Here is a 15,393-nt window from a genome sequence, read left to right on the forward strand (position 1 = left end):
TTTATTCGGCATCGTGCCTTTTGGGGACACCAGGGTTTATAAAAGTAAAACCTCTTGCATCATTGCCTTCATAAAAATCCACCTTCATTCCCATCAAAAACATGTAGTGTTTCTTTTCTATTAAAATTGAAATCCCATCTATTTCAAACTGCTGGTCTCCTTCTTTGGGTTTGTCAAACCCAAGCATGTAGGACATTCCGCCGCATCCGCCTCCTTTCACTCCCACACGGAGGGAATAATCAGCCGGAATGTTTTTATTGTTGATAATGTTTTTGATTTCAGCTTGAGCTTTGTCAGTAATATTAATTGGGATAAGCATGTCAATACAATTCAATTTTCCGTTATGAAGTTCAAAATTACAGCTGAACTTAAGGAAATTCTTCGTCTACTTTATCAAAACCTGAAGATGGGAGATTTCCTTTTAACAAGATTTTGATTCTGGTTTTCAATCCTCAAAATAACGATTCCCAAAGTTTCAAAGCAATCAATATTTTCGGATATTCGACCCAAACTAAAAATAGACTATGGAGTATTTGGCCGACTTATTAAAAATTGTATTACCGGCAGGGCTGGTTATCTACGGCATGTATCTCACCATCATGAGCTTTCTCAAAAAGGAAAGGGATAAAATGCTGGTAGAAATAAAAACTCAGAACACCCAAACTATCCTTCCTATACGACTTCAGGCCGGAGAAAGAATTTGCTTGCTTTTGGAAAGGGTTACGCCAAACAATCTTATCAGAAGGGTGAACAGCCCTGAGTTTACCGCCCAGGATCTTTATCATAAATTGATTTATGAGATTCGGGAAGAATTCAACCACAACCTTTCACAGCAGGTTTATTTCACGGATGAGACCTGGGAAAGTGTAAGGAGAGCTGTAGAAAGTGTGATCACAATGGTCAATACTGCTATGCAGGACATGCCGGATGAAGCAAGAGGTCTTGACCTGGCCAAAAGAATTTTTCAGATTTCCTTAGACCAAAAATCTGATACCATTCAGAAAGCATTAAGAAATGTAAAAGACGAAATCAGGATATTTTTCTAAATTGTAAACATGACTTCATTCAAAGACAAATCATTTGATTTTTTTACTAAAGCGAAATTGCTGTATTCCAAAAAAGCTGAGGAGATAGCTGGGTCTGAGAATAAAATCAGAAAGCTGATTGAAAAAGTAAAACTTAGGCTCGAGACTGTATCCCATAATCCTAAAATTCAGGAGGCATTGGAACCTATTTTGGTTTTCAAAAGAATGCTGATAGCGCATAAAAAGAAAGATTTTAAAGTTTCCGGCAGAACTCTGGGATTGATCGTTCTGGGTTTGTTGTACTTTGTTACTCCTATAGACTTAATTCCTGATTTTATTCCTGTTATTGGCTATGTTGATGACCTTTCAGTGCTTTTGGCTGTTTTCAGTGCGGTAAGGGATGAGGTAGAGGAATTTAGAAAATGGGAGAAAACCAAGCTTTTTTGAGCTTGTTGAATCAGTTGAAACTTTGAAGACTTTATGATGCGAAAAATTGCTTTTTTGGCCGGTACTTCAGGCTTGGTGGGGATGCAGACTCTTCACCTTCTGTTGCAAGATGAATCCTACGATATGATTATTTCTGTAGGAAGAAGAAAACTAGCACTCAAACATGGGAAATTGGTTCAAGTAGATGTTGATTTCAAAACCATTAGGAACCTGGACTTGGAAGCCAAATTGCGGGAAGAGGACCTGGGTGGAATATATTTCCCGCTGATAGAAGCTTTGCAGCGTAAGAAATTAGAAATCCATGCTTTTTGTTCACTGGGGACAACCATCAAATCCGCTGGATCCAAGGAAAAATTCTATGAAATAGACCATGACTTTGTGATTAATTTTGCCCTATGGACTCAACAAATGGGAGCCAGTAAGTTTTTATATGTGAGTGCACTTGGTGCAGATCCGCAATCAAATGTATTCTATAATCAGGTAAAAGGTGAAGTGGAAGAGGACCTCAAAGTTGTTCCCTTTGATTATTTGGGCTTATTTGAACCTTCTCTTCTCCTAGGCAATAGAAATGAATTCAGGTTTGGAGAAGAGGCTGCAAAAATCCTGACCAAACCTTTGGTATGGCTCAAACTGGCCAAGAAATACAGACCCATTCATGATTATCAAGTCGCTAAGGCAATGATTCATCATGCTAATGTAGAAAAGAAAGTAAAAGTGGAGGTAATCCCTTCCAAGGACATGCAACAGTTTTAAAGCCATGATAGCAGTTATTCAGAGAGTTTCGGAGTCAGCTGTAAAAGTAGAAGGGAAAATCATCGGGGAGATAGGTTCCGGGCTTATGGTCCTCTTGGGTATTGAGGAGTTGGATACACAGGAAGATACAGGTTGGCTAAGTAAAAAAATCGTCAACTTGAGAATTTTTCCCGACGAAAACGGAATAATGAATAAAAGCCTTTTGGATGTAGAAGGAGACATCCTGTTGATTTCGCAATTTACCCTGCATGCCAGTACCAAAAAAGGAAACCGTCCTTCCTATATCAAAGCAGCCAAGCCTGATTTTGCCATTCCTATGTATGAAAAATTTATTACGGCTTTAGAATCCGATCTCGGAAAGCAAGTGCAAACAGGCGAATTCGGCGCAGATATGAAAGTTTCATTGGTCAATGATGGACCTGTCACCATTGTGATTGATTCCAAAAATAAAATTTAAAAAACACCTAGCAGCAATTGTCGACTCTTATTTCCATAAAAAAGGCTACAGTCAGGCACCTTGAAAAGATCGTGTTTCAAAATTTGGATTTTGAATGGGAAAAGGGAGAACATTGGGCTGTACTGAGTCACTCTGGGGCTGATTTGACTGCTTTTCTGGATACTTTAAGAGGTAGGACTATGGTCACGGAGGGAGTAATTGAAAGACCGTTCGCAAATGATTATCAGAAAATTAAAACAGCAGCCGGAGAGGTCAATTCTTTTAGAGATCTGATAGCTGTAGTTTCACAAAAATATACTTTCAGGAATAAATCCAATCTTCAGAACTTTTATTATCAACAACGCTTCAACTCCATGGAATCAGAAGAAACGGCTACTGTAGAAGAGTTTCTTTTGGACATTCCGATCAAAAACACCGGATACTGGACACTCCAGAAAGTAATCAGCTTACTCCATTTGAACCAGTTGAAAGACAAATCTCTGATCAAGCTATCTAATGGTGAAACGCGCAGGCTGGCTATTGCGCAAGCCCTCTTGCAAAACCCTAAGCTTCTTTTGATGGACCAGCCATTGACGGGTTTGGATGTGCAAACCAGAGCGGAATTCGGTGATGTTTTACAGCAGGTGGTGAATTCGGGAACCCATATTGTGATGGGGACCAATCCTGAGGAAATACCCGATTGCATTACAGATATTGCAGTTTTGGGAAAAAAGAAAGTGCTGAAAATTCTTTCTGCAAAAGAAAAGGATCAAGTCAATTTAGATTTTGAGGAGGCCAAGGGCTTTGAGGACGACTTATTGAAGGGTCTGCTTTTGCCGTACCCATTATGCGGAGCAGATTCCATTCTTAGGTTGGAAAATGTTAATGTCCGCTATGGTGAAAAACAAATTCTCCATGAAATAAACTGGAAAGTCAAAGCTGGAGAAAGATGGAGTCTTAAAGGTTCTAACGGAGCTGGGAAATCCACCTTGCTGAGTTTGATATTGGGTGAAAATCCGCAGGCTTATGCAAATGAGATTTACCTTTTTGACAGGAGAAGGGGAACTGGAGAAAGTATTTGGGATATCAAGAAAAAAATAGGATTTGTAGCGCCAGAGTTGAGCAGGTTTTTTCCAGGGAATCAGACTTGTCTAAAAGTGGTTTTGTCAGGATTGTTTGATACCATGGGCTTATTCAGAAAAGTCAATCCCGATCAGGAAAGACTGGCCTTGGACTGGCTCAAGCTGTTTGGTTTGGAAGATACCAAAAGCAAATTAATGAAACAGGTTTCCCTGGAAAACCAACGCTTTATCCTGCTTGCCAGGGCGATGATCAAAAAACCTGATTTATTGGTACTGGACGAAGCCTCTCAAGGGATGGATATGAGGCAGCGAAGGATTTTTAAGGAAACAGTAAATAGAATTTGTGAATTGACTCCTGTGACCTTGATCTATGTCAGTCATTATGTAGAAGATATTCCGGAGGTGGTGGATAGGGAGTTTGGATTGTAGACTTTGAAGATAATAGATTGAAGATTGAAGATTGAAGATTTAAGATTTGGGCTTTGCGTTATTAATGAAAGGACTCGTAAATCGTACTTCATAAGCCTGAAATAATAAAGAAGCGAGAGATGAGGGATATGGTACCTTCGAAATTCATCATTCGATGTTCAATATTCATAATTTCGAATGAAGAATGATAAAGTATTGTCAGAGCAGAAGGATGAAGGATTAAGGAAATTTAGTCTTTCTATCCATATTGCTCCAAAAGTTTCCTTTTGAGCTGCCTTGGAGTCATGTTGTAAAATTTTTTGGAAGTATGGTAAACCCTATTTTCTTGGTCAATTAGAAAAACTGTATAATTGTAAGTAGTCATATCCTGAATGAAACTGTGGTCTGCGTCCGCAAATTGTGGCCTAAACACAGCATTTCCATGTGGGGCGATTACTAGGTTTCGCTGATTGAAAAAATAAACGAGGATTTCTCCTTTTTCACCATTGTCGATTTCCATGTGTGCGGCTCCGATATGCAATTCCAAGATGTCTTTTGAGGCACCTACATAATGACGGGTTTTGGTAAGTGACCTGTCGCAAGAAGAGACCAAAATCAGAAAAAACAATATGACAAAATACCTTAGCATTTACTATTAATTTAATCAACCCATATTAAAGAAGACGGATTGATTGAGGAAAGGTTTATGAACCAGCTTGATTTTCGAAGGTCCCCATATTGTTCCAATACCATGTATTCAAGGTTATAAGGGGTGGCTTGATAGAAATTTTTGGAGCTGTTTTATACCCTGTCGTCTAAGTCAACCAGGGAACCCACATAGTTTCATTTTGTCTTAAGGATCAAAGAATTAAAATGGCAGAGGTTATTAGGATTACTGAATTCAATGAGGAAGCTCAGGCTTTGGCCAAAAAGGCAAAAAGAAAGAGGAATTTGGTGTGAAGCGGAATGGGGTAGGTTTTTCTCTAAAATTTTGATCAGAAGACTTTCTCCAGATCCAAATCCCTTTTGTCGGTAGGCACGCTGATGGCATCCAAAAACTTCCCATCCTCGCGCAATTTGATTCCTGTAAGACAAATATTTCTGTATGCTCCGGTATCTATATTCCAAGAGTTGGATGATGAGATGAATTCTGGTTTCCCATTGAGTCTTGGAGTGTGGCCGATTACCTGTACTTTGCCGATATTGAGTAAGGATTTTCTGTTCCAAAGCAGGCCATTTGGATCTCTGATGTCAAAGGGATCGTCTGCAGCAACTGAAAAACCTGCATGGGAGACCATGATGTGTTCATTGTTCCAACTCAGTGGGAGGTTTTTTATCCAAGAAAGATAGAAGTTTGGATCGGCACCCTGCTGGTTAAATTCTTGGAGGGTTTCTCCTCCGCCATTGTTCAGCCAATTGAGATGGTTTCCCTTTTCCATTAAATAATCTATCATCATCTGTTCGTGATTCCCTCGCAGAAAAATGGTTTGTTGCTTGAAAGTGGCTTGGAGTTCAAAGGCGAGTTTTACGCATTGAGAAGAATGCTTGCCTCTGTCAATCAGATCACCGAGTTGAATTAGTATTTCTGTTTTTGGATCCCAATTCTCCAGCAAATGGAGGTAAGTATTGAAACAGCCATGGACGTCGCCGATTATAAAAACTCCCATTTAGTCCCGATTTTTTAAACACTTTTTTTCTACATAGATACGTACGAGATATTTTCATCAAAGATATCTTGACATCTCATTTTAAATTTCCTATAATACATTGGTATACAGGAATGTATTTGAAAACAATCTTTTAAAATCTGAAGTTAATCTTTTATGCGTATTTCAATGAAATAGATTTTCTAACCAAAAAACTCAAGCCAAAATGAAAGCAAATGCTACTACACTTATTTTATTCTTCATTTTGAGCGGTTGTCTGACACAAAAGGACTACATCGCAGAATATGATTTTAATTATGCAGGAAACTTTAAAAAATATAAGACTTTTGGTTTTGTGGCCAATCCTTTTCCTGATACTACATTTTTTCACAATACCATAGAAAATACCATCAGCAATAGGCTGGACGCCCAAGGTTTTATAGTTCAGGATGAAAAACCTGACCTATTGATCAATTATAAAATATTCAGTGATACCATCAAATACAGAGGTTATGAGCAGCCCAATTTTGATTATTGGCTTTCCAGAAGGTCATCCCAATACGAAGTATCAGAAGAGGAAGAAAGGGAAAATAGAGAGAGAGACGAGAATTATAACAACGTCAAGTATTTACAAAATAATGGTATGTTGGTGATTTATGTAATTGATAACAAAAGGGGCAGCACCATTTGGCAAGGGTACACTGCAGCAAGCTTTGACTTTATGTCCCCTGATATCAACACAGAACTTACAAAAGCAACCTACAGGGTAATGGATAAATTTAAATTACTCACACGAAATTAACCTTAGAATATAAATGAATGCCTCCCTTTTGCAAACAATTGCAAATAGGGAGGCTTTTTGGTTTATCAAGAATTGGTGTTGTCCTGTATTGAAAAAAGAATAAATAGTGAGTATGCTCTCAAAATAGAATTAAAAGTCATGATCCCAGGTCCCCTCAGCTTGCAGTTGTCCCGCAAAATGTAGTGCTGCTGTTTTTTGGACCACTTCAAAATCCTGAAATGCACAGGTAACTCCTGCAAATTGATCCAAGTCAGTAAACTCCTTCAAAGCTAAGGGATTGCCAAAAATATAAAGAGATACTTTTTTCCTTTCAGCCAGAAGCTGTAACTTTTTTAATGTTGCAGGGTTCATCCCAAAATGGTTGATTGGCTTGGCAGAAGGTACAAATAAGGCTACGAGAACCCATTCAGCATCTTCCAATTCCTCAAATTGTTTGTCTAAGTTTTCGAGTTCAAATGGTTCCCTTGGAAGTAGCTCATTTAAAGATTTGAAAAAGCTGTTTACTTTGCTGCCAAAAACGGCCACTTTACTGCAGTTTTTCATATCTATTTCTCCATTCACTTTTTTCAGGATGGCTAGAAATTTTGGTGATAGTGTTTCCAAAAATTCCTTATGCGACTCCCAGTCAAAAACTGGAACTTTGACTTTTTTGGCATTCAAAACACCATATTTCTCTTTCCATGACATGATTTTCTGAAAACTTTCTTCAATTCTTTCTTCCGGGGCCCTTTCTGAAATCCATTTGATGCCATCTTTGACATTTTCTGAAAAACAGAGCAGGTCTGTTCCTGCCATAAATGCTTCAAATTCCAACTGGCCAGGTTCTGGATAAAGATTCGCCACAGCTTTCATGTTCAAGGCATCAGATACAATTACTCCTTCAAATCCCATTTCTTTTTTGAGTAAGTCTGTAATGAGTTTTTTGCTGATGGAAGCTGGTATTTCTTTACCTCCTGTAAGCTCGGGAACTGCCAAGTGCCCGACCATAACCATGTCAATCCCTTCAGCTATTCCATCTTGAAATGGAGAAAGCTCCTCTTTTTCCAATTCTTCTTTTGTTTTAAGCAGAACGGGAAGGCCCAAATGAGAATCCACAGCCGTATCTCCATGACCTGGAAAATGTTTGTAGCAGGCACCAACTCCTTCATCTTGATGACCTTTGTACAAATGCTTTGAAAATTCACTGACCTTCTCTTTGCTTTTCCCAAATGATCGGTAGCCTATCACAGGATTGTCAGGATTAGAATTGATATCTGCAACGGGTGCAAAGTTTAAATGGATACCAGCTGCTTTTAAATCTCTGGCCATATGCTTACCCACTTCATAAATCCATTCTTTCTCAGAAATATCCATGGCACCTAAACTGATGGCGTAGGGGTATTGAGGAGTGTTTTCAATCCTCATAGCAAGTCCAAATTCAGCATCTATACTTATCAGTAATGGAATTTTGGTGACTAATTGGTATCGGTTGATCAGTTCAATGAGTTTCTCAAGGGTATTGTCATAACTAAGGTTTTCTTGCCTCCTTTCAAAATTGGCAGCAGCAGAATGTCTGCTGTGAAAAAAGGTCAGGCCTCCTATATGGTATTCAGCAATGAGTTTTTCCATAGCCTGAATATTTTCTTCAGAGTCATGGATAAATGCTGCTGGAGAAAAAAGCTGACCGATTTTTTCCTTGATATTCATAGGTTTTTTTCTTTCTATTAATAATTTATAAGCTTATTGCTGTGCTTTCTTCTTCCCATATTCATAAGGGTATTTCACGTATTTTACCATCAAAACCCCGGGTATTGCCGCAGCAACCACCCAAAGGAAAAAGCCTTCGTAACCCAGCCATTCTTGTATAAAACCGGAAATCATTCCCGGTATCATCATACCCAAGGCCATAAAGCCAGTGGCAATGGCATAATGGGAAGTTTTGGCAGGCCCCTCAGATACATAGATCAGATACATCATAAATGCTGCAAAGCCAAAGCCATAGCCCAATTGCTCTATAACCACAACCGCTCCGGCATAGAAAGCAGACTCAGGTTGGAAATAAGCCAAGAAATAGTAGAAAAGGTTGGGCACATTGAGAGCTAGGATCATAGGGAGCATCCATTTTCCCAATCCATCCTTTGAAATCACAATCCCCCCAATGATCCCTCCAAGACTGAGTGCAATGATCCCGAAGGTTCCGTAAATCAATCCCACTTCGGAAGTGCTGAGGTTAAGTCCTCCTGATTCTCTTGCATCAAGTAGAAATGGAGAGGCCATTTTTACCAATTGGGACTCCCCGAGCCTATACAACAGAATAAAAGCCAGCGCTATCCAAACTTCTTTTTTACTGAAAAAACTCTCAAAAACCTTCCAAAATGTTAGGGACTCCTGTTTTATATAACCTTTGGCTTTTTCAACATTCGGTGTGGTCCAAAGATTGATCAAGGTAAGTATAAACATCAGCCCGGCTATCATGACCATAGTCAATGACCATGCTTTGGCATTGTCACCAAATCGGATTTCCAGATAACCCGCAACAATCACAAATAAACCCTGACCTGTTACCATGGCAATTCTGTAAAATGTGCTTCGAACGCCGATGAAAAAAGATTGCTGATCTTCTTTTAAAGCCAATAAATAAAAACCGTCAGAGGCGATATCATTCGTAGCTGAAGCAAAAGAGGCAAGCCAAAAGAATGCTAAGCTGATGACAAAAAACTGACTTGTTGGTAGGGAAAGGCCAACACCCAGAAATGCCAGAGATAAGATTAACTGCATCCAAAGAAACCACTTTCTCTTGGTTGCATAAAGATCCACAATGGGACTCCAAAAAGGTTTGATGACCCAGGGTAAATATAGGAAGCTGGTGTAAAGCCCGATGTCAGAATTAGATACCCCTAGATTTTTGTACATGATCACCGAAACTGTAATGATCAGAACGTAAGGAATACCTTCTGTCAAGTATAAGGGTGGGACCCAGTACCAAGGATTGTTTCCTTTAGGTTTACTCATGGTTTTTTCTGATCATGTTTTGGTAAACGCTTATTTCTGAATTTTTTATCTCTACTGCCTGTACTGTATTTTTGTAAAAATCTGCAGGACCTACACCACCAATAATGGCATAAGTATATCCCATTTCTTTCAATGCCATCAAACTTTTGATCAGCAATACCCGTCCAATACCTTTTCCTCTCCACCCTTCTTTAGTTCCGGTAGGACCAAAGAAGTTTTTTGCAGTGACCTCATAGCAGGCAAATCCCAGGATTTCATTTTCTTTTTGGGCAATAAAGCAATGGACTGGATGGCAGGAAAAAGCTACTTCCGTTTCATTATACCAATATTGCCCAAAATGTTCCTTTACCCAGTCGCATACAAATGATTTTTCAGGCGCAATAGGTCTTCTGAAAATAATTTTCTCTTCAGCGAGTTCCTTTTCTACCAAACTGATATTTGGGAGTTCTGAGAGACGGACGAGCATGTCTTTCATTATTTCTGGGTAAGGTTGCGGGTTTGAATTTCAAATGCTTTCGGCTTAGTTTCCTTACCATACCTGTCTATAAAGCTGATGATGACAAATTTCTGGTTACTTGGACTAAGTACTGGAATCAATTGTCTATTGGTCTCGTCCAGATACACTTTTTGGACAAGGGTATTCCCATTTTTGAGCTGAATGTCCTGAATAGTGGGTGATGTATAGATCAATGCATACCTGAAATCTGGGTCTAAAGGTTGACTAAGCTGAAATGCAAAACCATCACTGTGAGGGACTAATTCTATTTTTTTGGAAAATGTCGGTTGAAAACTTACAGACAATACATCCGGAGTTAAGACCGGGGTCTGGTAGTGGTTTTTAAACAAAAGGTCTGCGACATCTCTATTTTTCAGGTACATGGATTTTGCGCTGAAGTAGGCATTGCCTGAGATGTTTGGAGTAATTTTGGAAAGGGCTACCTGATTGGGGATTTCCATGGGATTTTCCCAAGCTTTATCTGCATTATCACGGATTTTGTATGGTCCATTTCCGATGTAAATTTTGGTATTGTAACTGTTTCTGGACCACCAGTTTACCAATTCTCTATGGGACGCAAGGTTATAGTCCATGCTCCAATAAAGTTGCGGGATGAGATAATCGATCCAGCCATTTTTCATCCATGTGATGACGTCCGCATAAAGGTCGTCAAAGTTGGTCTGCCCTGCACGGGTATTGGACCCATTGGGGTCTTTGTCTTTATTCCTCCATACACCAAAAGGGCTGATGCCAAATTGCACCCAAGGTTTTTCTGCTTTGATGGTTTCATTTACCTCTTTCACCAAAAGGCTTACATTCTCCCTTCTCCAATCATCTATTTTTTGACCTGACTTCCCATATTTTTTGAAGGAAGCAGCATCTGCAAAGTCCAACTTCCCGACTTTATATGGATAGAAATAATCATCAAAATGTATAGCATCTATATTATAGTTTTTGACCACTTCCTGAATAATATTGACCAAATGCCTGCGGACTTCCGGTAGTCCAGGATTGTAATAGTATTTCGTATCATATTTGATCATCCAGTCTTTATGCTTGAAAAAATCATGTTCTGGGCTAAGTATTTTGGTGTCCAGGTTCATAGTGGCCCGGTATGGGTTTAACCAAGCGTGGAATTCCAGTCCCCTTCTATGTGCTTCCAGGATCATCCAAGAAAGCGGGTCTTCGGTAGTGTTTGGTTTTTGGCCTTCCTTTCCTGTCAGATACCTTGACCATGGTGCAAATTTGGAAGGGTAAAAGGCATCACCGGATGTACGGATCTGTACGATAACCGCATTAAAGTTTAGTTTTTGATAGTAGTCCAGAAGTTCTGTGAATTCCCTTTTTTGTCTCTCGAAAGGAATGTGTCCGGCACTTGGCCAGTCAATATTAGCCACAGTAGCAATCCAAACCGCACGGAATTCCCTAGGACTTGGAGTGATTTCCATATCCAATACTTTATAAAACTCGGGAGCAGGCAGGGCATTTACCGTTCTTTCGGGAAAACCTTTTGAATTGGTAGGAAAGGGAGTGCTGATACTCTTGTTACCGGAAGAAGATATATTAGGCTGTGTGGTTTTACAGGATTGAAAAGCCAGAAAGATAAAAGCAAAATATAAAATAGAAAGGAATTTGTTCATATTGGTGCTGGGGTAATTTATTCGATTCAAGGTTGATGTTTGAAATTCAGGTCGACGAGTTTTTTTCTTAGTTTTTTCATAAACCTATCTCCTGGGTCTTGTTTACTCGTAAGGTAATCAGGGTCTGTTTCTTTCCAGAGTTCAGAGCCTTGAAAATCATAATATTCGTGATGGCCTATGACATATTCAATGTCATGCTTCTTATGGAGATATCTGATCAATTCGGCATTGGCCTTAAGTTGCGCTTTGGTGAGCGGCGCATCCGGTCCTCCAATATTTTCTATGCCAATGGCCATGTAATTCAATCCTATGGTGTGTCTGGCAAAAGCAGTATCGGACAATAGCCTGAATATGGTGCCATCCCGGTCTACCAAAAAATGAGCCGAAACATTCAGGTTGCTGGCAGAAGTAAGTTCAGGTCTCCCACCCAAGTGTACAGGGTTGAAAACATCAAATGTGGTCTCCAAAGTAGGTACAGCCGTCCAATGAACCACCACCATTTTCGGGTCAATTTCTGCCTTTTCTCTGCTGAGCCCATGTCTTTTCTCCAGATATTCTAAAGACAATTTTTCTCGTTCTTCATTGTATATGATGGGTTTCTCAAAAATACGGAAAGTCTGGGCAGTGGCCGAAAAAAGGCAAAATATGAAAATCAGAGAGGTCAGAATAGCCAGTTTGCGGTTCATGATTTTGGGTTGCTTGTGGGTATAAAATTAAGATTAAAGTTTGGATTGGCAGTGGCTGTTCAGATTGTCTTTTAGGGTTTTTCCATTCGGATAAATAGCTTCCTAAGCATGAATTCTATGCAACGGGCAGCAAGGCGTGCTGTGGCATTGTCCTGGTCATATTTGGGATTCAGCTCAACTACGTCCATGCTGATCATTTTTCCCGATATAGCCAGCCATTCCATCACCTTAAAGGCCAATTCTGGAGAAAAACCCAATGGGGAAGGTGCGCTTACTCCTGGAGCAAAAGCAGTGGAAAACCCATCTAAGTCTATGCTAAGGTAGATTTTATTGACTTTTTGATAGAAGTGCTGCAATGTCTCCGCAATATAATCCCAATTGTCGATTCTGAATTCTTCCATATCCATCCATTGCGTTTTGGTGGATTTAGCTGTTTTAAAGAGACTCGCAGGGTTTGCAGGTTTTTGGATTCCAAGGCATAAGTATTGAAATTGGTCCGGGGATTCCTGAGAGAGTTGATAAAATGGAGAACCTGAATGTCCCTTTCCTCCATTTAGGTCACGAAGATCAAAGTGGGCATCAAGGTTGATGATACCTAAGCTTTCATTTTTTTGTTCCAAATGCTTCAAGATAGCCCTACCATGTGCTAAGGCAAGGTCATGTCCTCCACCTATCAGAACAGGAAAGATATTTTCCTGCAGTAATTCGGTTACTTTTTCAGTTAGCAATTGGTGGCTGCCTTCCATGTCATTTCCAACTGTCAGAATATTTCCTAGATCTAGAATCTGCAAAGAGTCAGAAAGGTGGTATGCCATTCCTGCTAACATTTTTCGTATGGAATCAGGTCCTTCGGCTGCCCCAATTCGCCCCTGATTTCTTCTTACCCCCTCATCTCCGCAATAACCCAATAGCGCAACTTTCTTTTTACCTGTTACCTTTACAAAAGACATGGCCTGATGCCAATAATCTATAGATTGGGAATTTCTACCCGTCCATATTTTTTGATTTGCCGGAATGTGTTTTGCCATTTTGTTTAAATTCAAGGGTTGGGATAGTTGATCTGTATCAAGTCCCACAGGTTGCCATAAAGGTCTTCAAAAACCAAAACTTTACCATACTTTTCTATAATGGGTTCTCTTTTTATCCTGACATTATAGGAAAGTAAATTTTGGTAATCCCTGTCGATGTCATCTGTATATAGAAATAGGAATACCCTACCACCGGTCTGATTACCAATGCTGGCTTTTTGCTTTTCATCGGCGGCTTTTGCAAGCAAGAGCGAACAACCTCCACCTCCTGGAGGTCTGATGACTACCCATCTTTTGACACTGGAAAGAGGGGTGTCTTCAAGCAGATCAAATTTTAATTTTTTGGTGTAAAAAGTGATGGCTTCATCGTAATCTTTTACCACAAGGGTGATTTGATTTAAAGTCTGCTTCATTAATACTACTTTAAGTTTGATTTCCAGGCCTCCCATAAGATGCCTGGAAAAATGAATAAGCTCCCTTAGACTTCAAATCCGGGACGATATTCTCTGCCAACAAATTGGTTAGCTTCTTCCAAGTTGGTAATCTGCATATTGTCACCGTCCCAGAGGAGCTTCCTTCTGCCGTAAAACTCCATTTGTCCTTTGCTGTTTTCCCTCCTCAACATATAGCTTCTGATTGCCAAGTTACCCATCAAAACAGTTTCGGTCATTGGACCTGCATAGTCGAATGAAGAAGTAAGTGCTTTGTGTTCTTTGCTTCCATATCCAGCTTTGATGGCGTCTACCCATAGCCTTTGGTGCCCGTATTCCGGTTCTTCATTGGATTCTGATTCCGGACCAAACTCCTGTGTTCCATCATTGAGATACAGCTTGGGCATTAATGGGGAGCTGTCATTGATATTGGTAGAGATAATCCCTTTTTCTCCTATGATCAATACCCCATTGGCAGAATTGGCCCCTCCAATGTCATGGTCAGCGGGGATGATATCAGGATGTGATGGACGAATACCTCCATCACTCCAAGTCATTTCTATTGGAGACTGGCTTTTGTCTGTAGCCTCAAAATGCAGGGTGATAAAGGAAGAAGCCGGGGCACCTTCAGGATTATAATCAGGAGTCCACATCCTTGAAAAAACAGTGCCTACACTGCATTCTGCACTTTTGGGATAATGGAGGCCTAAAGTCCTGAACGGAATGTCAATCAAATGGCAACCCACATCTCCCAGTGCACCTGTACCGTAATCCCACCATCCCCGCCAATTGAAAGGGTGAAGGTTTGGTGTATAGGCTATTTCAGGAGCAGGACCTAGCCATAAATCCCAATGGAGTTCATCAGGTTTTTTAGAAGGCTCAGGTTGTGGAAAAGCGAAGCCCTGTGGCCATACAGGCCTGTTGGTCCATACCTGAACTTTGGATATTTTGCCCATTTTGCCTGAATCTACCCATTTTTGAACCATGTCGAGCAATGGATTGGAAGCTCCTTGATTTCCCATCTGGGTGACTACTTTTTGGTCTCCGGCCATTTGGGTGAGGAGCCTTGCTTCACGGATGTTATGGGTCAGTGGTTTTTGCACATAGACATGTTTGCCTCTTTCCATGGCATACTTGGCTGCAGGACCATGCACGTGGTCAGGTGTGGAAATGGTGACTGCATCAATGTCTTTCATTTGATCCAGCATTTCCCTGTAATCAGCAAAAAGCTTGGCATTAGGAAAATTTTCTATGGATTGTTTGGCGGAACCCGAAAAGTCCACATCACAAAGGGCAATTACTTTTTCACGCCCGTTGACAGAGGCATTTTTGATGTCAGAAATCCCTTTTCCTCCTGCACCGATAGCGGCCAAATTGAGTTGGTCAGATGGGGCCGTAAAGCCTACCCCTCCAAGTACATGCCTTGGAACAATAAATATAGAAGAAGCCAATGCGGCATTTTTGATAAAATCTCTTCTTGTCTGGGCTGTTGTTAGTTTTTGAGAAGGTTTCATAAAATGTT

General features: G+C 40.2%; 17 protein-coding genes. 6 read left to right on the forward strand and 11 right to left on the reverse strand.

The genetic code is table 11. The features are described 5' to 3' along the window. Window position 1 precedes the first annotated feature (1 nt). A complete protein-coding gene (locus A33Q_RS08830) occupies window positions 2-319 on the reverse strand; it encodes a HesB/IscA family protein (protein WP_009034565.1) in 318 nt (105 codons plus the stop codon). 205 nt (window positions 320-524) lie between these two features. On the opposite strand from A33Q_RS08830, the gene A33Q_RS08835 reads away from it, so the two are divergent. From A33Q_RS08835 to A33Q_RS08855, 5 genes are all read left to right on the forward strand, one after another. Then, a complete protein-coding gene (locus A33Q_RS08835) occupies window positions 525-1,046 on the forward strand; it encodes a DUF7935 family protein (protein ID WP_009034566.1) in 522 nt (173 codons plus the stop codon). Between the two features lie 9 nt (window positions 1,047-1,055). Further along, window positions 1,056-1,472, forward strand: a complete 417-nt coding sequence (locus A33Q_RS22590; RefSeq protein WP_009034567.1) for a YkvA family protein — start codon at window positions 1,056-1,058, stop codon at window positions 1,470-1,472. Window positions 1,473-1,508: 36 nt separating this feature from the next. Further along, window positions 1,509-2,225, forward strand: coding sequence for a Rossmann-fold NAD(P)-binding domain-containing protein (locus A33Q_RS08845; RefSeq protein ID WP_040490290.1), 717 nt, complete (start codon window positions 1,509-1,511; stop codon window positions 2,223-2,225). Between the two features lie 4 nt (window positions 2,226-2,229). Continuing rightward, window positions 2,230-2,682 carry a D-aminoacyl-tRNA deacylase gene (dtd, locus tag A33Q_RS08850; RefSeq protein ID WP_009034569.1) on the forward strand — a complete coding sequence of 151 codons (453 nt, stop codon included), beginning with the start codon at window positions 2,230-2,232 and terminating at the stop codon, window positions 2,680-2,682. Window positions 2,683-2,753: 71 nt separating this feature from the next. Then, window positions 2,754-4,172 carry an ATP-binding cassette domain-containing protein gene (locus tag A33Q_RS08855; protein ID WP_016254986.1) on the forward strand — a complete coding sequence of 473 codons (1,419 nt, stop codon included), beginning with the start codon at window positions 2,754-2,756 and terminating at the stop codon, window positions 4,170-4,172. A gap of 238 nt (window positions 4,173-4,410) precedes the next feature. On the opposite strand, the gene A33Q_RS08860 is transcribed toward A33Q_RS08855, so the two are convergent. Together A33Q_RS08860 and A33Q_RS08865 are read right to left on the reverse strand one after the other, a co-directional pair. Beyond that, window positions 4,411-4,800, reverse strand: a complete 390-nt coding sequence (locus tag A33Q_RS08860) for a hypothetical protein (protein WP_009034571.1) — start codon at window positions 4,798-4,800, stop codon at window positions 4,411-4,413. Window positions 4,801-5,146: 346 nt separating this feature from the next. Beyond that, window positions 5,147-5,818: a metallophosphoesterase family protein gene (locus A33Q_RS08865; protein WP_009034572.1), complete on the reverse strand. Its 672-nt coding sequence runs from the start codon at window positions 5,816-5,818 to the stop codon at window positions 5,147-5,149. Between the two features lie 205 nt (window positions 5,819-6,023). On the opposite strand from A33Q_RS08865, the gene A33Q_RS08870 reads away from it, so the two are divergent. Then, window positions 6,024-6,599 carry a DUF4136 domain-containing protein gene (locus tag A33Q_RS08870; RefSeq protein ID WP_009034573.1) on the forward strand — a complete coding sequence of 192 codons (576 nt, stop codon included), beginning with the start codon at window positions 6,024-6,026 and terminating at the stop codon, window positions 6,597-6,599. Between the two features lie 129 nt (window positions 6,600-6,728). Here the strand turns inward: A33Q_RS08870 and A33Q_RS08875 are convergent, their stop codons facing one another. The 8 genes from A33Q_RS08875 to A33Q_RS08910 form a co-directional block, all read right to left on the reverse strand. Next, window positions 6,729-8,285 carry a glycoside hydrolase family 3 protein gene (locus A33Q_RS08875; RefSeq protein ID WP_009034574.1) on the reverse strand — a complete coding sequence of 519 codons (1,557 nt, stop codon included), beginning with the start codon at window positions 8,283-8,285 and terminating at the stop codon, window positions 6,729-6,731. A gap of 33 nt (window positions 8,286-8,318) precedes the next feature. Continuing rightward, complete coding sequence (locus A33Q_RS08880; RefSeq protein ID WP_009034575.1) at window positions 8,319-9,590, reverse strand: MFS transporter; 1,272 nt, start codon at window positions 9,588-9,590, stop codon at window positions 8,319-8,321. Further along, complete coding sequence (locus A33Q_RS08885; RefSeq protein WP_009034576.1) at window positions 9,583-10,065, reverse strand: GNAT family N-acetyltransferase; 483 nt, start codon at window positions 10,063-10,065, stop codon at window positions 9,583-9,585. The genes A33Q_RS08880 and A33Q_RS08885 overlap by 8 nt, the downstream gene beginning before the upstream one ends. Continuing rightward, window positions 10,065-11,726: a glycoside hydrolase family 10 protein gene (locus A33Q_RS08890; protein WP_009034577.1), complete on the reverse strand. Its 1,662-nt coding sequence runs from the start codon at window positions 11,724-11,726 to the stop codon at window positions 10,065-10,067. Before A33Q_RS08890 ends, A33Q_RS08885 begins: the two co-directional genes overlap by 1 nt. Window positions 11,727-11,752: 26 nt before the next feature. After that, window positions 11,753-12,412: an N-acetylmuramoyl-L-alanine amidase gene (locus A33Q_RS08895; RefSeq protein WP_009034578.1), complete on the reverse strand. Its 660-nt coding sequence runs from the start codon at window positions 12,410-12,412 to the stop codon at window positions 11,753-11,755. A gap of 71 nt (window positions 12,413-12,483) precedes the next feature. Next, window positions 12,484-13,440 carry a formimidoylglutamase gene (gene hutG, locus A33Q_RS08900; protein ID WP_009034579.1) on the reverse strand — a complete coding sequence of 319 codons (957 nt, stop codon included), beginning with the start codon at window positions 13,438-13,440 and terminating at the stop codon, window positions 12,484-12,486. A gap of 11 nt (window positions 13,441-13,451) precedes the next feature. Then, window positions 13,452-13,853 (reverse strand): VOC family protein, encoded by a 402-nt coding sequence (locus A33Q_RS08905; protein ID WP_016254991.1) that lies wholly within the window; start codon window positions 13,851-13,853, stop codon window positions 13,452-13,454. 65 nt (window positions 13,854-13,918) lie between these two features. Then, a complete protein-coding gene (locus A33Q_RS08910) occupies window positions 13,919-15,385 on the reverse strand; it encodes a Gfo/Idh/MocA family protein (RefSeq protein ID WP_009034581.1) in 1,467 nt (488 codons plus the stop codon). Window positions 15,386-15,393: the final 8 nt, after the last annotated feature.

Origin of the sequence: Indibacter alkaliphilus LW1 (genome assembly GCF_000295935.2) — a bacterium.
GTDB classification, from domain to species: domain Bacteria; phylum Bacteroidota; class Bacteroidia; order Cytophagales; family Cyclobacteriaceae; genus Indibacter; species Indibacter alkaliphilus.